Source organism: Pseudonocardia sp. Cha107L01 (assembly GCF_052566575.1).
Map to the genome: position 1 here is coordinate 8,615,765 of NZ_CP199579.1, position 22,702 is coordinate 8,638,466.

Sequence of the window (22,702 nt, forward strand, 5' to 3'; positions counted from 1 at the left end):
TGGCCTGCCTGAATCCTACGGGAATGGCTCTATCAGGATGCCACTTGGTCGACGCATCATCGAGCCATGAGCACCGTGTCCGAGTCAACGCGAACACCACCACGATCGGCCTCCGACCGGCCGCTGTCCCCGACCGACCGCAGCACCCCGCGCCGGCACCGCGAGCGTGGCCGCCGCGACCGCGACGAGCTGTACGCGGTACTCGACGAGGCACTCATCTGCCATCTCGGCGTGGTCTCCGGGGCCGCGCCGATCGTCCTGCCCACCTGTTTCGGGCGCGTTGACGACGTCCTGTACCTGCACGGGTCGAGCGGTGCCGCCAGCCTGCGGACCGGGGTCGGCGCCCCGGTGTGCGTGACCGTGACCCTGCTGGACGGGCTGGTGTACGCCCGCTCGGTGTTCAGCCACTCGGCCAACTACCGCTCCGCGGTGGTGCACGGCAACGCCCGGCCGGTCACCGACCCGGCGGAGAAGCTGGCCGCGCTGCGGGCCATCGTGGAACACACCACACCCGGCTCCTGGGAGCACGCCCGCCAGCCCACGACCAAGGAGCTGGCCGCGACCGGTGTGCTCGCCCTCGATCTGGGCGAAGCCAGCCTCAAGGTCCGCACGGGCCCCCCAGGGGACGAGGACGCCGACGTCGCGACCGGGGCGGCGTGGGCCGGTGTGCTGCCGGTACGCACGACGTTCGGCGAGCCGGCGCCGTGCCCGCTGCTGCCGGCGGGCGCGGCGACCCCGTCGCACGTGACCGAGCGGGCCGGCGCGTAGGTCGGCCCGGGCCCGCCCCCGACCCGCTACGGCTCGGGCAGGTGGGCCGTCAGCGAGTAGAGCCGGGTGGTCTGGGCCGGGTTCTGGTTGTCGTCGCTGACCAGTAACAGCCGCAGCCCGCCGTCCGGGCCCCGGCCGGTGACCGCGAGGCCCTCGATGTTGTCCAGCAGCGGGTTGACCTGTTTCTCCCTGGCGGTGGCACCGAGGGACGGGCAGTGGCCGAGGTCGGCCAGCAGTGTCTTGCGGACGAGCCGGCCGGCCCGCTGGGTCAGGTCCTGGACGGCGCCGACGTCGGAGGCCTGGCCCAGGTCGGCGAGGTAGAGCCGGATGGTGTTGCCGATGCCGGGGATGAAGCCGCGTTCCAGGACCAGCAGCCGGCCGTCGCCGGTGGCCCTGATCTCGGAGACGCCCAGGGCCGGGTCGACCGGGTAGCCGTACTGGGCGGCGAGCCGGAAGTCGTCGGTGTCGCCGGTGCGGGTCCACGTCTGGAAGCGGACCAGGTTGCCCTGGTCGCCGGACAGCGCCGCCTCCATCGAGGCCACCAGGGTGCGGCCGCCGGGTTGCAGGGTGAGGCCCTCGAACGTGAGGTTCACCGACGCCCGGCCGGCCGGCGCGACCCGCAGGTCGTCCGGTACCGGGAGCCGGCCGAGCAGGGTGCCGTCCCTGGCGTAGCGCCGGACCGACGGCTCGGTCTCGGAGCTGACCAGCCGGGTGCCGTCCCGGTCGATGGCCAGGCCCTCGGAGTCCAGCGGCCGCCCGCTCTCGTCCTTGAGCGCCACCACGCCGGTTGGTCGATGCGTCCGGGCATCCAGCGTGAACAGCGACGAGCGGTCGGACAGCGCGGCGATGTTTCCGTCAAGGTCGACGTCCAGGCTGGACAGGTTGCCCACGTAGGTGCCGTCGAAGGTCGTCTTGTCCAGCGCGTCGGAGAAGCTGTCGATGCTCACCGAGGGCGAGCAGGCGCCGGCCCGCCCACCGGCGCTCTGGCCCGCACCGGGCGCGGGGGTGGCGCCCGGACCGGTGCCGGTGCCAGCGCCGGTGCCGGCGCTACAACCGGCCAGCAGCAGACCGACGCCTACGACCGTCAGCAGAGTGCGCACCCAGCTACCGCTCGGTCCTGGGGTCGAGCTTGGGGTCGAGCACTGGGTCGAGCGCCAGGTCCAGCGCCTTGAGCACGTCGGCGGTCAGGTCGTCGGTGTCCTCGCAGCCCGCGGAGAGCCGGACGAACCCGGGCCCGACCTGGTCCCCCCACCGCTCCCGGCGGTCCGCGCTGCTGCGCAGGCCACCGAAGCTGGTCGCCGAGGCCACCAGCGTGCTGGCCGCCAGGAACCTGCTCACCGCGGCCGCCGAGGGCAGCTCGAAGCTGAGCACCCCACCGAACCGGCGCATCTGCCGGCTGGCCACCTCGAAGGACGGGTCGTCGGCCAGCCCCGGCCAGCGCACACCGAGCGCCCCGGGGTGCTCACGCAGGGCGGTGGCCAGCGCGGCGGCGTTGGCGGCCTGGCGGGCCAGACGCAGGTCCAGGGTGCCGAGGCCGCGGTGCGCCAGCCACGTCTCGAACGGACCCGGCACCGCGCCGCCCCGGTTGCGGGTGGTCGCCAACCGGCCGGCCAGCTCCGGGTCCGCGCAGCTCAGGTGCCCCAGGATCAGGTCGCTGTGGCCGGACAGGGCCTTGGAGTCGCTGGCCACCACGACGTCCGCGCCCAGCTCCAGCGGCCGCTGCCCGAGTGGCGTGGCGGTGGTGTTGTCCACCGCGAGCAGCGCCCCGGCGGCGTGCGCCCTGGCGGCCAGCGCGGCGATGTCGCACACGTCCAGCCCCGGGTTGGACGGCGTCTCCAGCAGGACCAGGGTGGCGCCGTCGAACACCGAGTCCGGCCACGGCCCCGGTGTCGGCACCTCACGCACCTCGACGCCGAGCGGGGCCAGCTCCTCGGCGGCCAGCGCGCGCGCCAGGTAGTAGCCGTCGGCCGGCAGCACCACCGCGGCACCGGGGCGGGCCAGCAGCCGCAGCAGCGCCGAGACGGCGGCCATCCCGGACGGGTAGAGCACCGTGTGCCCCCCGTCCAGCTCGCCGATGGCGGCCTCCAGCGCCCGCCAGGTGGGGTTGGCCGACCGGCCGTAGAAGTCCACCGGCAGGTCGCCGTCCGGGGGGCCCAGGTGGTACGCGGCGGCCAGCACGGGCCCGGCGTGCAGCGCCTCCCCGGCTACCTCGCCGACCCGCCCCGCGTGCACACAGCGCGTCCCGTCACCAACCATGACCCAACCCCCGCGAGCCGCTCACTCCGATCACGCCACCACGCTACGTCCTCGACACCGCCGGCCCGGGGATCACTCCGGCTTCAGGGTGCGGCTGATCAGCTGCTTGGCCATCGCGGCGGCCGACATGCCCTCGTGGCACACCCGGCGCACCCCGTCCGCGATCGGCACGTCCACCTCGTGCCGCGCGGCCAGCTCACAGATCGACACGCAGGACTTCACGCCCTCCGCCACCTGGCCGTGGTTGGCCGCCTCCGCCTCGGCGAGGCTCTCGCCCCGGCCCAGCCGCTCGCCGAAGCTCCGGTTGCGCGACAGCGACGACGAGCAGGTGGCCACCAGGTCGCCAAGGCCGGCCAGCCCGGCGAAGGTCAGCGGGTCGGCGCCGAGGCGCACCCCCAGCCGGGCCGTCTCGGCCAGTCCCCGGGTGATCAGCGACGCCCTGGTGTTGTCGCCGAAGCCCATACCGGCGGCGATCCCGCAGGCCAGCGCGATCACGTTCTTGCCGGCACCGCCCAGCTCGGCGCCCACCAGGTCGGTGTTGGTGTAGACCCGGAAGTAGCCGGTGGTGCAGGCCAGCTGAAGGGCGACCGCCCGGCCGTGGTCCGTGCAGGCGATCACCGTGGCGGTCGGCTGCTCCTCGGCGATCTCCCTGGCCAGGTTCGGCCCGCTCACCACGGCGACCTGGCCGGCCGGCACGTCGGCCACCTCGGTGATCACTTCGCTCATCCGGCTGAGGCTGCCCAGCTCGACCCCCTTGGCCAGGCTGACCAGCGTCGCGCCGGGCGGCAGCGCGTCCCGCCAGCCGATGAGGTTCTTGCGCAGCGTCTGCGAGGGCACCGCGAACACCACGGCGTCCGCGCCGTCCATCGCCTCGGCGGCGTCCGCCGTGGCGGTGATCAGTTCGGGCAGCCGGATCCCGGGCAGGTACTCCGGGTTGGCGTGCCGCTCGTTGATCTCGGCGGCGACCTCCGGCCGGCGGGCCCAGAGCGTCACCGGGCGCCCGGCGTCGGCGACCACCTTGGCGAACGTGGTTCCCCACGACCCGGCACCGAGCACCGCCAGCCGACGCACGCCCGACGGCTCCAACCCGGCCGTGACCTCCACGGCCGAGACGTCCACCCGGCTCACGACGCCGCGTCGCCCTCGACCGGTCCCCCGGCGGCACGGCTCCGCCGGTAGAAGTCCGCCGGCGCCGGCTCGTTGCGGACCTCGGCGAGCAGGTCGCGCACCGCGGCCATCATGAAGTCGGTCGCCTCACGCAGCAGCGCCGCGTCGATCGGACGGCCGGCGAACGCGCTCAGGTCCAGCGGCGGGCCACAGCGCACCACGACCTCCTTGCGCGGTATCGGGCGGAACTTCTTGCCGTTGTAGTGGTCGTACACCTCGCGGGTACCCCAGTGCACCATCGGCAGCACCGGGATGTCGCCGGACAGCGCGAGGCGGGCCACCCCGGTCCGGGACTGCATCGGCCAGCCGGCCGGGTCCCGGGTGATGGTGCCCTCCGGGTAGATCACCACCAGCTTGCCGTTGCGCAGTGCCTCGACGCCGGCGCGCAGGCTCTGCTGGGCGTCCGCCGAGTCGCGGTAGACCGGGATCTGGCCGCTGCCGGCCATCGTCCAACCGGCCACCGGCACCTTCCAGATGCTGGCCTTCGCCAGGAACCGGGGTACCCGCCGGGCCCGGTGCACGAACACCGCCGAGTACAGCGGGTCCACGTAGGAGATGTGGTTCGCCACCACCAGCGCCGAACCGGTCGCCGGGATGTGCTCCAAGCCCTCTATCCGCCAGCGACTCACCGCCCAGGTGAACGGATAGAACATCACCGCGCTCAGCCCGACCCAGAAGCCGCCCTTTTCCCGCGCCACCCGCCAACCTCCTCGATTGCGCGCCCTGCAACCCGGCCGTTCCGGATCTAGTGTCCCGACCGCCGCGGCGAGTCTTTACCGGGCGGTTACCGGCGTGAGTCTGTACCGGGCGGGCGCCGATGGTCCAGCAACCCACCCCGGTGGCGTGGTGGCCCGCGGCACCGGCGCGAGAGTGGAACGATGAAGGTATGACCGGTCGGGTGGAGGTGGGTCGGGTGCCACCGGTGGACCTCGTCGTCCCGGTCAAGTCGCTGGCCAGGGCCAAGACGCGGCTGCGTGGCGCGGCCGACGACGGCATCGGCGACCCGATGGCGCACGCCCGGTTGTCCCTTGCGCTCGCCATGGACACCATCGCCGCGGCCCGCTCCGCGCGCGGGGTGCACGACGTGATTGCTATCACCTCCGACCCGGAGGTCGCGTCGGCGCTGCGGGCCGACGGGGTGCGGGTCCTGGCCGATCACCCGGAGCGGGGGCTCAACGCGGCGCTGACCTTCGGTGCCGAGGTGTTGCTGGCCCAGGACCCGGCGCGCCCGGTCGGCGCACTGCAGGCCGACCTGCCCGCGCTGCGCTCCGAGGAGCTCGCTGACGCCCTGGCACACGCCCGGATCGCGATGGCGGCCGGCAGCGCGCCCCGGGCGTTCTGCTCGGACGCCCAGGGCAGCGGGACAACGCTGCTGGTCTGCGCGCCGGGCGTGCCGCTGGCCCCCCGGTTCGGGGTGGGTTCGGCCGAGGCGCACGAGCGGGCCGGTGCGCTCCGGCTGCGCGGCGACTGGCCCGGTCTGCGCCAGGACGTGGACACCGCGGCTGATCTGCGGCGGGCCGCCGAGCTGGGCCTCGGCCCCGCGACCCTGGCCGCCCTGCGCAGCACCGCCAAACAGCTGCCCTGAACCAGCCCGTCGGAGCACCGATGGTCGATCGTGACCTGCTGTTCACCTACGGCCCCTCTCGGTGGGGGCTTCCCTCTTGACGCCGTTGGGCAACAATGACCTCGTGGCTTCCGAGGGACAAAACGGACGACGGACAACCCGACCTACCCGACGAGGTACGCCGGCGCCCCGTTCGGCGCCCACCGGCAGCGGTCGGGCGTCCGCCGACGTGCCGGCCAAGCCCAGGTCGGCCAGATCCGCGTCCGCCAAGTCCACGCCGGCAACAAGCACGCCGGCAACAAGCACGCCGGCAACAAGCACGCCGGCAACAACGACGGCGAGCACGCCCGGGGCCACCGCTACCAACGGCGCACCGGACACCACCGCGGCCGGCACCCCCGCGGTTGTCGGCCCCCCGGCGGCGGTGACGGTCCCGGCGACCCCGGCCCCGGCGACCCCGGCATCGGCGTCGGCATCGGCGTCGGCATCGACGTCGGCATCGACCCCGGCATCGGCGACCCCAGCATCGGCGACCCCGGCATGGGGGACCAACGGCACCCCGGCGGGCACCGCCTCGGACACCGGCCCGGGACGCCGGCCGGCACCGCGCCCGGGCGGCGTCGACCAGTCGACCCCGGCAGCGCCACCCGCGCCGACGCCGTCCGAGACGCACACCGACCTGCCCGACGACCGCTACCTGAACCGGGAGCTGTCCTGGCTGGACTTCAACGCCCGGGTGCTCGCGCTGGCCGAGGACACCAGCCAGCCGCTGCTCGAGCGGGCAAAGTTCCTCGCCATCTTCGCCTCCAACCTCGACGAGTTCTTCATGGTCCGGGTGGCCGGTCTCAAGCGCCGGGACGAGACCGGCCTCGCGGTCCGCTCCGCCGACGGCCTCACCCCGCGCGAACAGCTGGCCCGCATCGCCGAGCGCAGCCAGGCGCTGGCCGAGCGGCACGCCAGGGTCTTCCAGGACTCGGTGCAGCCGGAGCTGGAGGAGCAGGGTGTCCACCTGGTCCGCTGGCGCGACCTCACCGACACCCAGAGCAAGGCGCTCTCCCAGTACTTCTTCGAGCAGGTGTTCCCGGTGCTCACGCCGCTCGCGGTCGACCCGGCGCACCCGTTCCCGTACATCTCGGGGCTGTCGCTGAACCTGGCCGTGACGGTGCGCGACCCGCAGTCGCAGATCGAGCGGTTCGCCAGGGTGAAGGTGCCCAACAACGTGCCCCGGCTGGTCCCGGTCATCTCGGAGCAGGGCAACGACGTGTTCCTGCCGGTCGAGGACCTGATCGCGGCGAACCTCGGCGAGCTGTTCACCGGGATGGAGGTCGCCGAGCACCACGCCTTCCGGGTCACCCGCAACGCCGACCTGGACGTCGAGGAGGACCGCGACGAGGACCTGCTGCAGGCGCTGGAGCGGGAGCTGGCGCGGCGCAGGTTCGGCCCGCCGGTGCGCCTCGAGGTCACCGACACGATGAGCGAGCACGTGCTGGAGCTGCTGCTGCGCGAGCTCGACGTCGACCCGCACGACGTCATGGTGGTGCCCGGGCTGCTCGACCTGACGATGCTCTGGCGGGTCTACGGGGTCGACCGCCCCGAGCTCAAGGACGCCCCTTTTGTGCCGGCGACCCACCCGGCCTTCGCTGAGGGGGAGACGCCCAAGAGCGTGTTCGCCACGCTGCGCCAGGGCGACGTACTCGTGCACCACCCGTACGACTCGTTCTCCACCAGCGTGCAGCGGTTCATCGAGCAGGCCGCCGCCGACCCGCAGGTGCTGGCCATCAAGCAGACGCTCTACCGCACCTCCGGCGACTCACCGATCGTCGACGCGCTGGTCAGTGCCGCCGAGGCCAACAAGCAGGTGGTCGCGCTGGTCGAGCTGAAGGCGCGGTTCGATGAGAAGGCCAACATCCGCTGGGCCCGTGAGCTGGAGAAGGCGGGCGTGCACGTGGTGTACGGGTTGGTCGGGCTGAAGACGCACTGCAAGACGTCGATGGTGGTGCGCCAGGAGGGCTCCCGGATCCGGCGCTACTGCCACGTCGGCACCGGCAACTACAACCCCAAGACCGCGCGGCTCTACGAGGACCTCGGTGTGCTGACCGCCGACCCGACCGTGGGCGCCGACGTCGCCGACCTGTTCAACGCACTGACCGGCTACGCCAGGCAGAGCCGCTACCGCACCCTGTTGGTGGCCCCCTACGGTGTGCGCCGCGGCCTGCTCGAGCGGATCGACACCGAGATCGCGCACCACCGGGCCGGCGAGCCGGCGGGCATCCGGTTCAAGATGAACTCCCTGGTCGACGAGCAGGTGATCGACGCGCTGTACCGGGCGTCGCAGGCCGGGGTGCCGGTCGACATCGTGGTCCGGGGCATCTGCGCGCTGGTGCCCGGGCGCGCGGGGCTCAGCGAGAACATCCGGGTCCGCTCGATCCTGGGCCGATTCCTGGAGCACTCGCGGATCTTCCACTTCGAGGGCGCCGGCGAGTACTGGATCGGCAGCGCCGACATCATGCACCGCAACCTGGACCGCCGGGTCGAGGTGCTGCTGCGGGTCAATCCGAAGCTGACCGAGCAGCTGGACGGCATCATGAACTCCGCGCTGGACCCGTCGACGCGCTGTTGGATACTCGAGCCGGACGGCGTCTGGACACCGTCGCCGGAGCCGGGCAGCGGCGCCGGCCCGGTACGCGACCACCAGGCCGAGTGCCTGCGCCGGCACGCGGTCGCGCTCGCGCCCGCCGAGTGACGAATACGGGACCGGGCGACACCCAGATGACCGACAACAAGAGCGACGACAAGACTGACGACGTGACGAACTACGCGAAGCCGGACGTGGTGGCCGCCGGGGCGGTGCTGTGGCGCCCGGCCGCCGACGGCAGCCTGGAGACGGCCCTGGTGCACCGGCCGCGCTACGACGACTGGTCGCTGCCGAAGGGCAAGCTGGAGCACGGCGAGACGGCGCCGGTCGCGGCCCTGCGGGAGGTGACCGAGGAGACCAGCATCTCGGCGGCCCTCGGCGCGCGGCTCGGCGAGAGCCATTACCAGGTGCCGCAGGGCGCCAAGGTGGTGCACTACTGGAGCGCCAGGGCCGGCGGCGGCGAGTTCACCCCGAACCACGAGGTGGACGAGCTGCGCTGGCTCGGGCTGGATGCCGCCGGCGAGCTGCTGACCTACGTCCGCGACCGCGAGCTGCTGGACCGCTTCCGCCGGTGGGAGCTGCCCCCTCGGCCGTTGCTGCTCGTCCGGCACGCCAAGGCGGGTACCCGGAGTGACTGGTCCGGCGAGGACGAGTTGCGCCCGCTCACCCCCAAGGGGCGCGAGCAGGCCAGCGCGCTCAGCGCGCTGCTCAGCCTGTTCGGACCGGCCCGGGCGTACGCGGCACCGCCGGTCCGCTGCCCGCAGACCATCCAGCCACTGGCCGACAAGCTCGGTCTGACGATCACGCCGGAACCGCTGTTGAGCGAGGACAGCTACTGGAAGGACCCGGACGCCAGCCTGGCGCGACTGCGCGAGCTGGCCGCCGGCCCGGACGTGCCGGTGGTGTGCAGCCAGGGTGGCGTGATCCCGGACCTGGTCGACCGGCTGACCGGCGACCAGGGGGCGACGTCCCGCAAGGCGAGCACCTGGGTGCTGGGTTTCAGCGGCGACCGGGTGGTCAGCGCCGACTACTACCCGGCGCCCGGGCACTGAGCCGGCGCGTCCCGGAGCGGTAGTCCGGAGCGGTAGTCCGGAGTTGTTCCGCCCGGAGTTGTAGTCCGGAGTTGTAGTCCTGAGTGTTCCGACGGAGCTGCCCGGGGAGCTGGGTGACCCAGGCCCCCGGGCAGCCGGTCGGCGCGACGCCGCGGTTGCGGCCGCTGGGCGCTACTTCTTGGACTTCTTCTTGACGGCCTTGGCGTCCACCTTGCCGTTCTTCGCGGCGCTCTTCGCGGTGTCCTTGACGGCCTTGGCCGCCTTGGCCGCCTTGCCTTTGGCGCCGTTCTTCGCCGCGGCCGGCTTCACCTCGGGCTTGGTGGCGACCTTGGGCTCGGCAGTGGCGGCGGCAGTGGGCTTGGTCGCCGGCTTGGCGGCGGCCCTGGCCGCCGGCTTCGTGGCAGCCTTGGCGGCCGGCTTGGCAGCCGCCGGCTTGGCAGCGGCAGGCTTCGCGGTCGCCGGCTTGGCAGCGGCAGGCTTCGCGGCCGCTGGCTGGGCAGCGGCAGGCTTCCTCGCGGCCGGCTTCGCCGCCGCCGGCGCGGCCGCCCCGTTGACGGCGGCCCTGGCGGCGGGTCGCGCGGCCCTGGTCGCGGTGGCGGCCGGGGCGGCGGCCGACCGCGCACCCGGCTCGCGAACTCCGCTGACCACGTCCCGGAACCCGGCGCCCGGCCGGAACGCCGGTACCGCCGTGGCCGGCACCTCGATCACCTGTCCGGTACGGGGGTTGCGACCCGAGCGGGCGGCGCGCTCGCGCCGCTCGAACACGCCGAACCCGGTCAACGTCACGGAGTCGCCGGCGTGCACCGTGCGGACGATCACGTCGAGCAACCCGTCCAATGCAGTGGTGGCGACCTTGCGGTCGCCTTCCAGGTGCTCGGCGAGAGCTGTGACGAGCTCAGCCTTGTTCACCTCGTGCCCCTTCCAGCTTTCCCCGGCCCCGATAGGCCACGGTTATCTGGCCCCACCGTAGAGGTTATGGCTGGTCAGCCACCAGCCGCCCCGTCGATCACCCCGAAGTGGTGATCACCGTGCGGGGCAGCCGGGCGGGCCGGGTGGCCTCGAAGCGGTCGATGTCGCCCTCGTTGCGCAGGGTGAGGCCGATGTCGTCGAGGCCTTCCAACAGCCGCCACCGGACATACTCGTCGACCTCGAAGCGCATCGAGAGGTCCTTCGCGGAGATGGCCTTCTCGGTCAGGTCGACAGTGACCTCGGTGCCCGGCTCGTTCTCCAGCAGCTTCCACAGCAGCTCGACGTCGTCCTGGCTGCACTGGGCGGTGAGCAGGCCGCCCTTGCCCGAGTTACCCCGGAAGATGTCCGCGAACCGGGACGAGATGACCACGCGGAACCCGTAGTCCTTGAGCGCCCAGACCGCGTGCTCCCGGGAGGACCCGGTGCCGAAGTCCTGGCCGGCGACCAACACGCTGCCCCGGGAGAAGGGCTCGATGTTCAGGATGAAGTTCTCGTCCTGGCGCCAGGCGGAGAACAACCCGTCCTCGAACCCGGTGCGGGTGACCCGCTTCAGGTACACCGCCGGGATGATCTGGTCGGTGTCCACGTTGGACCGGCGCAGTGGCACACCGATGCCGGTGTGCGTGGTGAATGGCTCCATGGGATTGCCCTCCTTCGTCGGGCTCGTGAGTGGCGAGTGGCCCTATCGGACCACTCGCCACTCACGGGGTCAGTCCAGGTCTTCGGGCGAGGACAGGGTGCCGCGCACGGCGGTGGCGGCAGCGACCAGCGGGGACACCAGGTGGGTGCGGCCACCCTTGCCCTGGCGGCCTTCGAAGTTGCGGTTCGAGGTGGACGCGCTGCGCTCACCGGGTGCGAGCTGGTCGGGGTTCATGCCGAGGCACATCGAGCAGCCCGCCGAGCGCCACTCCGCGCCGGCGGCGGTGAACACGTCGCTGAGGCCCTCCTTCTCGGCCTGGAAGCGCACCCGCATCGAGCCGGGCACCACGAGCATGCGCACCCCGTCGGCGACCTTGCGCCCCTTGATCACCGCGGCGGCGGCCCGCAGGTCCTCGATCCGGCCGTTGGTGCAGGACCCGACGAAGACGGTGTCCACCGGGACCTCACGCAGCGGGGTCCCCGCCGTCAGGCCCATGTAGGTCAGCGCCTTCTCCGCGGCGACCCGCTCGTTCTCGTCGGCGATCTCCCTCGGGTCCGGCACCCGTGCGCTCAGCGGCAGGCCCTGGCCGGGGTTGGTGCCCCAGGTGACGAACGGGGTGAGGGTGTCGGCGTCGACGTCGACCTCGGCGTCGAAGGTGGCGTCGTCGTCGGTGCGCAGCTGTTCCCAGGCGGCCACCGCCTCGTCCCACTCCGCACCCTTCGGGGCGTGGTCGCGGCCGTTGAGGTACTCGTAGGTGATCGCGTCCGGGGCGATCATGCCGGCTCGGGCGCCCGCCTCGATGGACATGTTGCAGACGGTCATCCGGGCTTCCATCGACAGGTTCTCGATGACGTTGCCGCGATACTCAAGCACGTAGCCCTGGCCACCGCCGGTGCCGATCTTGGCGATGACAGCCAGTACGACGTCCTTGCTGGTGACCCCGGGGCGCAGGGTGCCGTCGGCGCTGTTGATGTTGATCGCCATGGTCTTGAACCGCTTGAGCGGCAGCGTCTGGGTGGCCATCACGTGCTCGACCTCGGAGGTACCGATGCCGAAGGCCATCGAGCCGAACGCGCCGTGCGTCGAGGTGTGACTGTCGCCGCAGACCACGGTCATGCCGGGCTGGGTCAGACCGAGCTGCGGGCCGATGATGTGCACGATGCCCTGCTCGGCGTGGTTCATGGAGTACAGCGGTACCCCGAACTCGGCGCAGTTGCGGCGCAGCGTCTCCACCTGGGTGCGCGACACCGGGTCCGCGATCGGCAGGTCGACATCCTTGGTGGGCACGTTGTGGTCCTCGGTGGCGACCGTGAGATCCGGTCGGCGCAGCGGGCGCCCAGCGAGCCGCAACCCGTCAAACGCCTGCGGACTGGTGACCTCGTGCACGAGATGCAGGTCGATGTAGATCAGGTCGGGCTCGGCGCCCTGCCCGCGCCGCACCAGGTGCTCGTCCCAGACCTTCTCCGCGAGCGTCCTTCCCATCGCTTCCTCCGATTACCCGTCGATCTAGACTTCCCACATACCGGGAAGTTAGTATCGTTCCGTGAGACAGCATAGCGGGATTGGCGTGCTGGACAAAGCCGTCGGAGTGCTCTGGGCGGCCGCGGCCGAGCCGTGCGGGCTCTCCGAGCTGTGCCAGCGGACCGGGTTGCCCCGGGCGACCGCGCACCGGCTCGCGGTCGGTCTGGAAGTGCACGGGTTGCTCCACCGGGGCGCGGACGGCCGGTGGCGTCCCGGGCCGACCCTGGGCGAGCTGGCGTCCCGCTCCGGCGACCCACTGCTGGAGGCCGCGGCGGCGGTACTGCCCCGGCTCCGCGACCTTACCGGCGAGAGCGTGCAGCTCTACCGGCGTGACGGCATGTACCGGATCTGCGTGGCGGCGTCGGAGCCGGCCAGTGGGCTGCGGGACACCGTGCCGGTCGGCACCCGGCTCTCGATGGGCGCCGGCTCCGGGGCGAAGGTGCTGGCCGCCTGGGCCGACCCGGCCACCCAGCGCGCGGTGCTGTCCGACGCGGCCTACTCCGAGCGGACGCTGATGGACGTGCGCCGGCGAGGCTGGGCGCAGAGTGTCGCCGAGCGGGAGACCGGGGTGGCCAGCGTGTCGGCGCCGGTCCGCAACTCGGCCGGCCAGGTGGTCGCGGCAGTCTCAGTCTCCGGCCCGGTAGACCGCATAGGCCGCCGCCCCGGCGCCCGCTGGGCCGCAAACCTCCTGGCCGCCGCCGACGCCCTACAACACCGCCTCTAACGGTGAGCCGACCCCAGGCCACCCGACCCCAGGCCACCCAGCCTGTCGGCGCCCCCAAGGCCGAAGGCGAAACCCCGCAACCCCGGCCACTGACACCGCACGGTCGAGCCGTTCACGCTGACGAAACCCCCGACTCACCCTGACAAAACCCCCGACTCGCGGGACACAAGGTGACCGGGACACCAAAGGTGACCGAGCCGAGGCGAAGGTGACCGGGACACCAAAGGTGACCGAGCCGAGGCGAAGGTGACCGGGACACCAAAGGTGACCGAGCCGAGGCGAAGGTGACCGAGGCACCAAAACCCGACCACCGGGGACACCAAAGGTGACCAGGGTGGGGGTCCGGGGGCATGCCCCCGGCGCGGGGTCTGGGGGCTCGGCCCCCAGGGCAAAATGCGAAAGAGCCCTGTCCACATATTCCGTGGACAGGGCTCTCCCAGCCTCTGTAGCCCCGACGGGATTTGAACCCGCGCTACCGCCTTGAGAGGGCGGCGTCCTAGGCCGCTAGACGACGGGGCCAAGGGATACGGTTTGCACCGAATCCGCTGGGGTACCAGGACTCGAACCTAGACTAACTGAACCAGAATCAGTCGTGCTGCCGATTACACCATACCCCAATTGCTGTGGAGCACCGTCGCCGGTGTTCCGTGCTGCGACAGATCGTAGCTGACCCGTCCGGGACGTCTCAAACCGCCACCCCCACTCCATCGGCTCGCGGTCGACACCCGGTCCGGCCAAGCGGACGGGCACCCGCCGGCCGTACCCGGATCTTTCCTGGTCACGGCCGCGACGGCGCCCCGCGGCGCCCACCCCCCTCTTCGCACGCCGCACCGGGGAGCGACCACCAGGCCCCGCGACCCGGCTTCGCCGACAGCTCGGACCCGGCCTTCGCGGGTCGGAGACCGAGTGTCCGAACCGCCGAAGATCGCGCCACGGTGCACCGTGAGAGGGATCACGTCAATTCCCCCGACACTCTTCAGGTGGAACGTTATGCCCCTTATGGCTCATATTCCCGCCGCCGAGGCAGCCATTCGTCCGCACGAATTGTGGACCGCGGCCCGACAGCGACAAGGTGATCTCAGTCGCACCGTGCGCGCTTGACCACAGCTCGGCGGGCGAGCAGACTGACACCGCATTCAACAAGGTTGAATTATGGTGAGGCAACAGGCAGATGACCGAAACAGAATGTGTCGTCGTCGGCGGCGGCCCCGCTGGGATGGTGCTCGGGCTCCTGCTGGCCAGGGCCGGGGTGCAGGTCACCGTCCTGGAGAAGCACGCGGACTTCCTGCGCGACTTCCGCGGCGACACGGTGCACGCCTCCACGTTGAGGCTGCTCGACGAGCTCGGGCTCGGACCGGAGTTCGCCGAGATCCCGCACCGGCTGGTCGACACGATCACCATGGAGATGGACGCCGGCTCGGTGACCATCGGGCTGAGCCGGATCCCCGGCGGGCACAAGCACATCGCGCTCGTCCCGCAGTGGGACTTCCTCGAACTGCTGGCCACCGCCGCCGCGCGGGAGCCGAGCTTCACCCTGCTGCGCAACGCGGAGGTGACCGGGCTGCTCACCGAGCACGGCCGGGTGGTCGGCGTGCGCTACCGGGACCGCACCGAACACAGCGGCGAGCCCGAGGAGAACCGCGGCAGCGGATCCACCGGGACCGAGCACGAGCTGCGGGCCGCGCTCACCGTGGGCTGCGACGGGCGCGACTCGACGGTGCGCGCGGCGGCCGGGGTGGCGCCCCGCACGTTCGGTGCGCCGATCGACGTGTGCTGGTTCCGGCTGCCCCGCCGCGACGGCGACCCGGTCGGCAACGTCGGCCGGTTCTCGGTCGGCCACCTCGTGGTGATGCTGGACCGGGGTGACTACTGGCAGGTCGCCTATGTGATCCGCAAGGGCGGCGACGCCAACCTCCGGGCGGCCGGGGTGGCGGCGCTGCGGACCGAGATGGCCGGACTCGTGCCGTGGACCTCGGACCGGCTGGACACAATCGGCAGCTGGGACGACGTGAAGCTGCTGGACGTCAAGGTCGACCGGATGCGGCGGTGGTTCTCAGACGGGCTGCTGTTGATCGGCGATGCCGCGCACGCCATGTCGCCGGTGGGTGGGGTCGGCATCAACCTCGCGGTGGCGGACGCGGTCGCCGCCGCCCGACTCCTCGCCGCGCCGCTGCGCCTCTCGCACGGGGTCACCCCGGCCCGGCTCAAGCGGGTGCAGCGTCGCCGGCGGTGGCCCGCGATCCTGATCCAGGCCGGCCAACGGCTCGTGCACAAGGCCGTGCTCGGCCCCCAGCTCGCCGCCGACCCGACCGACCGGCCCCGCGCGACCGAGCTGCCCCGGGCGGTGAAACTGCTGGGCCGGTACCCACTGCTGCAGGCGATCCCCGGCTACCTGGTCGCGGTCGGCCCGCTGCCGGAGCACGCTCCGTCCTGGGCCAGGCGACGCCCGGCGGTCGCGTTCGCGACCGCCGAGTAGGGCGGTCGGTATGACCGGTGGCGCGTCGCCGAGGGGGGCGGCGCGCCACCGCCGAGGCGGCGCGCCCGTCTCAGCCAGTCAGCGCCGGTCTCCGCGTTCGAGCAGTCAGCGGACCGCGGTCAGCGGGGCGCGCTGCCGCATCGACGCGAAGGTCAGCGCGTCCACCAGCGCCAGCCAGGACGCCTCCACCACGTTGCCGTGCACCCCGACCGTGGTCCACGAGCCGGCCCGGTCCCCACCGTGTTCAGTGCTCTCCACCAGCACCCGGGTGACCGCGTCGGTGCCGTGCCCGGAACCGCGCCGGGGGTTCAGGATGCGCACCTTGTAGTCGGACAGCTCGACGCCGTCCAGCCACGGACACGATGGCGACAACGCCGCCCGCAGTGCCGCGTCCAGTGCGTTGACCGGGCCGTTGCCCTCTTCCGTCGCGATAACCCGCCGGCCGTCGACGACCATCTTGACGGTCGCCTCGGCGATCACCTCACCGTCCGCGCGCCGCTCCACGATCACCCGGTAGGACTCCAGGGTGAACGGTGGGACCGGCGCCGACTCCGGGTCCATCGCCGAGCGCATCAGCAGCTCGAGGGAGGCCTCGGCCGCCTCGAAAGACCATCCGTTTGCTTCCCGCTCCTTGACCGTGGCGACCACCGAGGACACGGCGGCCGGGTGGCCGGCCAGGTCGAGGCCGAACTCGATTCCCTTGAGTTCGACGCTCGCCCGGCCGGCCATCTCGGTGACCAGCACCCGCTGCCCGTTGCCGACAACCGTGGGGTCCATGTGGTTGTACAGCTCGGGATCGACCTTGATCGCACTCGCGTGCAGGCCCGCCTTGTGAGCGAACGCTGACGCCCCGACATAAGCCTGGTGGGTGTCGGGGGCGATGTTGGCGATCTCCGCCAACGCGTGCGAGGTCCGGGTCAGCTCGGCGAATGCCCCGTCCGGTAGGACAGGCATGTCGAGCTTGGTCACCAGGTTCCCGACGACGGCGAACAGGTCGGCGTTGCCGGCCCGCTCCCCGTAGCCGTTCGCGGTGCACTGCACGTGGCTGGCGCCGGCCTGTACCGCCGCCACGCTGTTGGCCACCGCGCAGCCGGTGTCGTCCTGGCAGTGGATGCCGAGCCGGAACCCGGTCAGGTCGGCCACCTCGCCGACGATCTCGGCGAGGCGCAGGGGCAACATCCCGCCGTTGGTGTCGCACAGGACGGCGACGTCGGCACCGGCGGTCATCGCCGCGTCCAGCACCCGCAGCGCGGTGTCCGGGTCGAACTGGAAGCCGTCGAAGAAGTGCTCGGCGTCCAGGAACACCCGCCGGCCCTCCGCGCGCAGCAGCGCCACGGTGTCGGCCACCATCGCGCAGTTCTCCACCACGTCGGTGCGCAGCGCCCGCTCGATGTGCCGGCGGTCCGACTTGGCCACCAGGGTGACCACCCGCGCCTCGGATGCCAGCAGCGCGCGGACCTGCGGGTCGTCCTCCGTCCGGACGCCGGCCTTGCGGGTGGCACCGAAGGCGACCAGCGCCGCGTGCCGCAGTTGCAGCTCCCCGGCGGCGGCGCGCGCGAAGAACTCGGTGTCCTTGGGCAGCGCGCCCGGCCAGCCACCCTCGATGAAGCCCACCCCGAGCGCGTCGAGGTGGCGGGCGACAGCGAGCTTGTCGGCCACCGAGTAGCTGATGCCCTCCCGCTGGGCGCCGTCCCGCAGGGTCGTGTCGTAGACGTGGAAAGCGTCTCCGAGGGGGGTGCCGGTGGGTGCTGTTCGGGACATCGGCTCTGCTGCTCCTGGTTATCGGTGGTGGCGAGCTCGGGATCAGGCAACAAAAAAGACCCCCCGCGAATGCGAGAGGTCTGCGCGTCGGGCGATGGTGCTCGCTACCCGACGCGCTCCGCGATAATCACAGACTGGTGTGCCACGCCGCCGACGATAGCACCTCTGGAGCCGAGTCCGTTCACCCGGCGGTGTGGGAACCCAGCGGCGCGTGCCGGCGGCCAGCAAGATGGACCCGTACCCGAGATCGAGGAGGATCAGTGTTGTACCAGCTCACCGTGCTCTACAACCACCCCGAGGACACCGCCGCATTCGACAAGCACTACCGCGAGGTGCATGCGCCGCTGGCGAAGAAAGCCCCCGGACTGGACAGCTACACCCTGAACTGGTGCGAGGACGGCCCGGACGGCAGCACGGCGCCGTACCACCTGATCGCGGTGCTCAGCTGGGCGTCCAAGGACGCGATGCTCGCCGCGCTGGGCAGTCCCGAGTTCCAGGCGGCCGGGGCGGACCTGCCCAATTTCGCCGGCGCCGGCGCACAGCTGATCTTCGGCGAGACCGAGGACGCCTGACCCGGAGCACCGGAGCACCGGAGCACCGATCACCGCCGACTCCCCCGCGATCACCGCCGACTCCCCCGCGAGTCGCTGGATTCTGCGGGGTGAGTCGGTGGAATCCGCGGGGTGAGTCGGTGGAATCCGCGGCTCACCGCGCGGCCCGCTCACGCGGACGGCGGCTCACCGGGGCCGCCGCTCACCGGGCGGCGGCTCACCGGGCGGCGGCTCACCGGGCGGCGGCTCACCGAGCGGCAACTCACCGAGCGGCGGCTCACCGAGCGCACGCCCGACCCCGACTCTCGCCGACGCCACCGGCCTCGTTCAACCGAGAGTAACGCCAGTCTCTCCGCAGTCATGATCTAAACGGCCCTACGTTACTTTCGCTTCCGCGCGCGGCGCCAATCACCGGGCCTGGCAGATGTCGAGGCACCCCGGCACCGACCCGCCGATCGGCCACCCTGCACGGACTGTCCACGGGGCACACAGACCGGCCGCACTCCGCACAGGGGCTACAAGGCCTGTGCGACCTACACCTGGTCTGTGCCAGCAACCCGGCGGCGACCACAGCCACCCGGCCCAGCTCCGCGGTCCAGCCACCGGCGGCCCACCTCCGCGCGCCTGGCCACCCGGCGCGCCATTCGAGACCGTTGCCCGGCGGCGACCTTCCCGTTCGCTACGGAGCCGGGGCCGCCCGATGTTCGGGCGGCCCCGGCTCCGGGTGTGCTGAGAGCCGCGACTCAGTGTGCTGAGAGCCCCGACTCGCGGGAAAGCTCGGTCAGATGGCGTCGAAGGTGGCCGGGCGGCCGACCAGCGCGGCCAGCCGGTCGCCGATCGACGAGGTGTGCCCGGCGGCCCCGGGGTCGCGGGTGGCCAGGTCGAACGCCACCGACGCCTCCACCTTGCGGGCCGCCTCGCTGCGGCCGAGGTGATCGAGCAGCAGTGCCACGGACAGCACCGCGGCCGTCGGGTCGGCGATGCCCTGCCCCGCGATGTCCGGCGCGCTGCCGTGCACCGGTTCGAACATGCTCGGGTTGCGCCGGCTGACGTCCAGGTTGCCGCTGGCGGCCAGCCCGATGCCACCGGTCACCGCGGCCGCCAGGTCGGTGAGGATGTCGCCGAACAGGTTGTCGGTGACGATCACGTCGAACCGGCCGGGGTCGGTCACGAGGTGGATCGTGGTCGCGTCCACGTGCTGGTAGGAGACGCCCACGTCGGGGTACTCGAGCGAGACCTCCTCGACGATCCGCGACCACAGCCCGCCGGCGTACGCCATCACGTTGGTCTTGTGCACGAGGGTGAGGTGCTTGCGCGGCCGCTTGGCCGCCCTGGCGAACGCGTCACGCACGACCCGCTCCACACCGAACGCGGTGTTGATGCTGACCTCGGTGGCGATCTCGTGCGTGGTGTCCTTGCGCAGATGGCCACCGGTGCCGGCGTACGGCCCCTCGGTGCCCTCGCGCACCACAACCAGGTCGATCTCCGGCGGGTTGGCCAGCGGGCTGCGCACCCCCGGGTAGAGCCGCGCCGGGCGCAGGTTGACGTGATGATCGAGCTCGAACCGCAGCCGGAGCAGCAGCCCGCGCTCCAGGATGCCGCTGGGCACCGAAGGGTCACCCACCGCGCCGAGCAGAATCGCGTCGTGCTCGGCCAACTCGGTCAACACGGACTCGGGGAGCAGCTCCCCGGTCGAGTGCCAGCGCGCCGCGCCGAGGTCGTAGGTCGTCGTCTCGGTACCGGGCGCGACTTCCCCGAGCACCTTCAGCGCCTCGGCGATGACCTCCGGCCCGATCCCGTCTCCGGGAACCACCGCCAATCGCATGACCTGCCGCCTCCTCATACCGCCCCTGTACTGCCGGGAACCGATGTCCCGACGGCACGCTACCGGCTGCGGTGAGCCGCATTCGCCGATGGCCACCCATTCGGGTTCACTCACCCTAGTGAAGATCCCGCCAACCCGGGCGAGTCGCCTCGCGACACCGCCCGAACCGGCGAATTTTGCCGAGTTCGGGCAGGGCCGTTTGGCGGTGTCGCACGGGCCGCCTACTCGCTTAGAGCAGCCCGCGTCAGGCCACCGAGGTGAGCTTGGCGAAGGCGATGATGCTGTCCACGTAGCTGCGCTTGCTCTTGTCGAAGCCGCCGCCGCAGGTGATCAGCCGCAGCTCCGAGTCCGTGGTGTCCCCGTAGACGTCCACGGTCGGGAACGCGTTCTTCGGGACCTGCTGCAGCTTCGTCACGGTGAAGACGGCGGTCTTGCCGTCCGCCCTCGTCACCTTGACCTGATCGCCCGGCTTGAGCTGGTTCAGCTTGGCGAAGATGCCGTCCTGCCCGTTGCCGTTGATGTGGCCCAGGATGATCGCCGGGCCGGCCGCGCCCGGTGTCGGGCCCAACCGGTACCAGCTGGCCTGCAACGGCGTGCTCACCGGCGGCACGGTGATCGTCTGGTCCGGGTTCAACCCCAGCGGGACCAGGCTCGACGACGCGTTGATCGCATCGATCCGCAGCTCCGTCGGCGCCGACGCCGCGAGCGGCGGGATCGCCGTCACCGGCGCCCCGGTCACCGTCGGCGAGGTGAGGCTCGGGCCGTCGTTCGGTCCCGGCCCCGCCTGCGAGCTACAACCCGCCGCCAGCACCGCGACCGCCGCCGCCGCCAGGACGGACCGAGCCGCGAACGTCCGGACCCCGAACGCCGCCACTCTCAACGCCGCCACCCTGAACGTCGAAACCGTGCCGACCCGAGCCGGCCCCCCGTGAATTCTCATCGTCGCGCACCCCGCCGTGAGTTCCGTCGCGCCAACGCCGCACCAGTACCGGCAATCGCCGCACCTGTCAGACCGATCACACCCAACGCCGTCAGACCCGGCGCACCACCGTCATCGACCGGGCCGCCACCGGTCTCCGGGGCACCCTCCGGGTACACCGACACCTGGTCCCCACCGCCTGGTGTGGAGCCGTCGTCACCGTTGTGGTCGCCGTCGCCCTGGACGAAGAACGACTCCTCCAGCGTGGCGCCCCCACACTTCACCCGGACCGTGTGCTCGCCCTGCTCGGCGTCGTCACTGACGTGCGTGGTGCCGCTGAAGCGCCACTGCCGGCCGTCGTGGTCCAGGTCGATATCGTCCAGCGCGTCGGACTCCGCCCGGCCCACCGAGTCGTCACAGCCGACGTGGATGTCGACCTCGTCGCCGCGGTGCCCGTAGCCGGGGTCGAGGCTGAGGTAGCTGTCGTGGTCGCCGCGCTCGCTCAGCACCCAGAAGCCCTCGCTGTCGTTGTGGCCGTCGCAGCTCACGGTCACCCGGTGCCAGCCGTTGCTGACGTGGTCGACCACGCGGGTGGACCCGGTCAGCCGGCTGCCGTCGCGGTGCAGCGTGATGTCGTCGAGGGCGTCGGACTCCAACCGGGCGTTGTTGTCCCGGCAGCGCACCGACACGTCCACCGAGTCGCCGCGGTAGCCGGAGCGGTCGCTCAGCCAGAAGTCGCGCGGCCCCTCGCCGTTACCGCCGTTACCGCCGTTGCCGCCGTTGTCACCCCGGATGACCCGGAAGGTGTCCCTGGCGACCTCTCGCCTCGAACCGTCCTGGCAGACCCGGGTCGCGGTGTGGTCGCCCTCGCGGGCGTTGTCGTCGACGTAGCCCCGGTTGCCCCGGACGTTCACGCCGTCGGCGTCCAGCGACACCTGCCGGCCACTCGAGCAGCCGCCGTTGAAGTAGACCGCGTCGCCCTGGCGGACGTTCCTCGGCGAGACCGAGAGGGTCGCACGCAGGTCGCCGTTGCCCGGGCCACCCGGCCCACCTGGCCCACCGGGCCCACCCGGGCCGCCAGGCCCACCGGGTCCACCTGGTCCACCAGGCCCGCCGGGACCGCCGGGACCGGGGCCGATGCCGCGGACCTGGAACGAGTCGGTCGCGGTGTCGCGCTTCGACCCGTTCGCGCACACCAGGGTCACCGTGTGGTTGCCCGAGTTGGCGTTGCGATCGACCGAGCCGCTGTTGCCGCTGAACCGCACCCCGTCACCGGTGAGCGAGAACAGCTGGCCGTTCGCGCAGTTCGCGTTGGCCGAGATGGAGTCGCCAGGGCTGACCAGCTTCGGCGACACCGAGAGCGACGCCTTGGGGTCGGACAGGATGGGGCCGGGCTTGAGCTCGTTGCCCGGTGCCGGCTTGGGCTCCACCGGCTTGGGTTCCACCGGCTTGGGTTGCACGGGCGGCGGCGCGGGTGGCTCGGACGGCTTGTCCTTGTCCTTCTCGCCCTGCGCCGGCTTGTTGCTGTCGGCCTGCCCGGGCACGGGGACCGATGAGGCCGGCGGCTGGGAACCACTGCCGTCGTTGTCGGCGGCCATCGCGACGGGCGCGCTCCAGGCCATCGTGAGCAGCGCCAGGGTGGCGCCGGCCAGGAGTGTGCGGGTTCGCATCCTGAGTGTTCCCCTCGTCCGACCCGCCGGCGGGCTGCCAGGGGGATCCGCCGTAGAGACCGTTGGCGAACCTGAGAACGTTTCCGGGCGTTACCGAACTGCAACTCCCCTGAGCCTCAGGACTACTGCCACGCCACCTCCGGCGCATGAGCCCCAGGAGTTTTACCCGGATGGACCACGCGCACACGGCAAAGACAAGAGGTG

19 protein-coding genes and 2 tRNA genes are annotated in these 22,702 nt (G+C 72.0%); 7 read left to right on the forward strand and 14 right to left on the reverse strand.

Annotated features, from left to right (window positions below; translation table 11 throughout):
- The first annotated feature begins 66 nt into the window (after positions 1-66).
- Positions 67-768: a pyridoxamine 5'-phosphate oxidase family protein gene (locus ACTXG6_RS40695; RefSeq protein WP_445184630.1), complete on the forward strand. Its 702-nt coding sequence runs from the start codon at positions 67-69 to the stop codon at positions 766-768.
- A 26-nt stretch (positions 769-794) separates the two neighbouring features.
- Here the strand turns inward: ACTXG6_RS40695 and ACTXG6_RS40700 are convergent, their stop codons facing one another.
- The 4 genes from ACTXG6_RS40700 to ACTXG6_RS40715 form a co-directional block, all read right to left on the reverse strand.
- Positions 795-1,868, reverse strand: a complete 1,074-nt coding sequence (locus tag ACTXG6_RS40700) for an esterase-like activity of phytase family protein (protein WP_445184631.1) — start codon at positions 1,866-1,868, stop codon at positions 795-797.
- Positions 1,869-1,872: 4 nt separating this feature from the next.
- Positions 1,873-3,024 (reverse strand): cystathionine gamma-lyase, encoded by a 1,152-nt coding sequence (locus ACTXG6_RS40705; protein ID WP_445184632.1) that lies wholly within the window; start codon positions 3,022-3,024, stop codon positions 1,873-1,875.
- A 72-nt stretch (positions 3,025-3,096) separates the two neighbouring features.
- Positions 3,097-4,095: an NAD(P)H-dependent glycerol-3-phosphate dehydrogenase gene (locus tag ACTXG6_RS40710; RefSeq protein ID WP_445190255.1), complete on the reverse strand. Its 999-nt coding sequence runs from the start codon at positions 4,093-4,095 to the stop codon at positions 3,097-3,099.
- A 53-nt stretch (positions 4,096-4,148) separates the two neighbouring features.
- Positions 4,149-4,889: a lysophospholipid acyltransferase family protein gene (locus tag ACTXG6_RS40715; protein WP_445184633.1), complete on the reverse strand. Its 741-nt coding sequence runs from the start codon at positions 4,887-4,889 to the stop codon at positions 4,149-4,151.
- A gap of 188 nt (positions 4,890-5,077) precedes the next feature.
- Here ACTXG6_RS40715 and cofC point away from each other — a divergent pair, with 188 nt between their 5' ends.
- The 3 genes from cofC to ACTXG6_RS40730 all read left to right on the forward strand — a co-directional run bounded on the left by cofC (position 5,078) and on the right by ACTXG6_RS40730 (position 9,442).
- On the forward strand, positions 5,078-5,776 hold the full coding sequence (gene cofC, locus ACTXG6_RS40720) for a 2-phospho-L-lactate guanylyltransferase (RefSeq protein WP_445184634.1): 699 nt from the start codon (positions 5,078-5,080) through the stop codon (positions 5,774-5,776).
- Positions 5,777-6,179: 403 nt separating this feature from the next.
- A complete protein-coding gene (locus ACTXG6_RS40725) occupies positions 6,180-8,498 on the forward strand; it encodes an RNA degradosome polyphosphate kinase (RefSeq protein ID WP_445184635.1) in 2,319 nt (772 codons plus the stop codon).
- Positions 8,499-8,524: 26 nt separating this feature from the next.
- A complete protein-coding gene (locus ACTXG6_RS40730) occupies positions 8,525-9,442 on the forward strand; it encodes an NUDIX hydrolase (RefSeq protein ID WP_445184636.1) in 918 nt (305 codons plus the stop codon).
- 171 nt (positions 9,443-9,613) lie between these two features.
- On the opposite strand, the gene ACTXG6_RS40735 is transcribed toward ACTXG6_RS40730, so the two are convergent.
- The 3 genes from ACTXG6_RS40735 to leuC all read right to left on the reverse strand — a co-directional run bounded on the left by ACTXG6_RS40735 (position 9,614) and on the right by leuC (position 12,533).
- Positions 9,614-10,351, reverse strand: coding sequence for an HU family DNA-binding protein (locus tag ACTXG6_RS40735; protein WP_445184637.1), 738 nt, complete (start codon positions 10,349-10,351; stop codon positions 9,614-9,616).
- Positions 10,352-10,448: 97 nt separating this feature from the next.
- The gene (leuD, locus tag ACTXG6_RS40740; protein WP_445184638.1) at positions 10,449-11,051 is read right to left on the reverse strand and encodes a 3-isopropylmalate dehydratase small subunit; all 603 of its coding nucleotides are present in this window, start codon (positions 11,049-11,051) and stop codon (positions 10,449-10,451) included.
- A 69-nt stretch (positions 11,052-11,120) separates the two neighbouring features.
- The gene (gene leuC, locus ACTXG6_RS40745) at positions 11,121-12,533 is read right to left on the reverse strand and encodes a 3-isopropylmalate dehydratase large subunit (protein WP_445184639.1); all 1,413 of its coding nucleotides are present in this window, start codon (positions 12,531-12,533) and stop codon (positions 11,121-11,123) included.
- Positions 12,534-12,594: 61 nt separating this feature from the next.
- On the opposite strand from leuC, the gene ACTXG6_RS40750 reads away from it, so the two are divergent.
- The gene (locus ACTXG6_RS40750) at positions 12,595-13,296 is read left to right on the forward strand and encodes an IclR family transcriptional regulator (RefSeq protein WP_445184640.1); all 702 of its coding nucleotides are present in this window, start codon (positions 12,595-12,597) and stop codon (positions 13,294-13,296) included.
- Positions 13,297-13,742: 446 nt separating this feature from the next.
- On the opposite strand, the gene ACTXG6_RS40755 is transcribed toward ACTXG6_RS40750, so the two are convergent.
- Both ACTXG6_RS40755 and ACTXG6_RS40760 read right to left on the reverse strand, forming a co-directional pair.
- Positions 13,743-13,815: transfer RNA gene (locus ACTXG6_RS40755), tRNA-Glu, on the reverse strand.
- Positions 13,816-13,841: 26 nt separating this feature from the next.
- A tRNA-Gln gene (locus tag ACTXG6_RS40760) sits at positions 13,842-13,913 on the reverse strand.
- A 554-nt stretch (positions 13,914-14,467) separates the two neighbouring features.
- Here ACTXG6_RS40760 and ACTXG6_RS40765 point away from each other — a divergent pair.
- Positions 14,468-15,772 carry an FAD-dependent oxidoreductase gene (locus ACTXG6_RS40765; protein ID WP_445184641.1) on the forward strand — a complete coding sequence of 435 codons (1,305 nt, stop codon included), beginning with the start codon at positions 14,468-14,470 and terminating at the stop codon, positions 15,770-15,772.
- Between the two features lie 105 nt (positions 15,773-15,877).
- Here the strand turns inward: ACTXG6_RS40765 and cimA are convergent, their stop codons facing one another.
- A complete protein-coding gene (cimA, locus tag ACTXG6_RS40770) occupies positions 15,878-17,533 on the reverse strand; it encodes a citramalate synthase (protein ID WP_445184642.1) in 1,656 nt (551 codons plus the stop codon).
- A 260-nt stretch (positions 17,534-17,793) separates the two neighbouring features.
- Here cimA and ACTXG6_RS40775 point away from each other — a divergent pair, with 260 nt between their 5' ends.
- Positions 17,794-18,105 (forward strand): EthD family reductase, encoded by a 312-nt coding sequence (locus ACTXG6_RS40775; protein ID WP_445184643.1) that lies wholly within the window; start codon positions 17,794-17,796, stop codon positions 18,103-18,105.
- Positions 18,106-18,270: 165 nt separating this feature from the next.
- Here ACTXG6_RS40775 and ACTXG6_RS40780 read toward each other — a convergent pair whose 3' ends face one another.
- The 4 genes from ACTXG6_RS40780 to ACTXG6_RS40795 form a co-directional block, all read right to left on the reverse strand.
- Entirely contained in the window at positions 18,271-18,402 is a 132-nt protein-coding gene (locus tag ACTXG6_RS40780) for a hypothetical protein (RefSeq protein WP_445184644.1), read from the reverse strand.
- A 463-nt stretch (positions 18,403-18,865) separates the two neighbouring features.
- Entirely contained in the window at positions 18,866-19,909 is a 1,044-nt protein-coding gene (locus tag ACTXG6_RS40785) for a 3-isopropylmalate dehydrogenase (protein WP_445184645.1), read from the reverse strand.
- Positions 19,910-20,153: 244 nt separating this feature from the next.
- Entirely contained in the window at positions 20,154-20,783 is a 630-nt protein-coding gene (locus tag ACTXG6_RS40790; protein ID WP_445190256.1) for a class F sortase, read from the reverse strand.
- Positions 20,784-20,845: 62 nt separating this feature from the next.
- On the reverse strand, positions 20,846-22,498 hold the full coding sequence (locus ACTXG6_RS40795; protein ID WP_445184646.1) for a hypothetical protein: 1,653 nt from the start codon (positions 22,496-22,498) through the stop codon (positions 20,846-20,848).
- Positions 22,499-22,702: the final 204 nt, after the last annotated feature.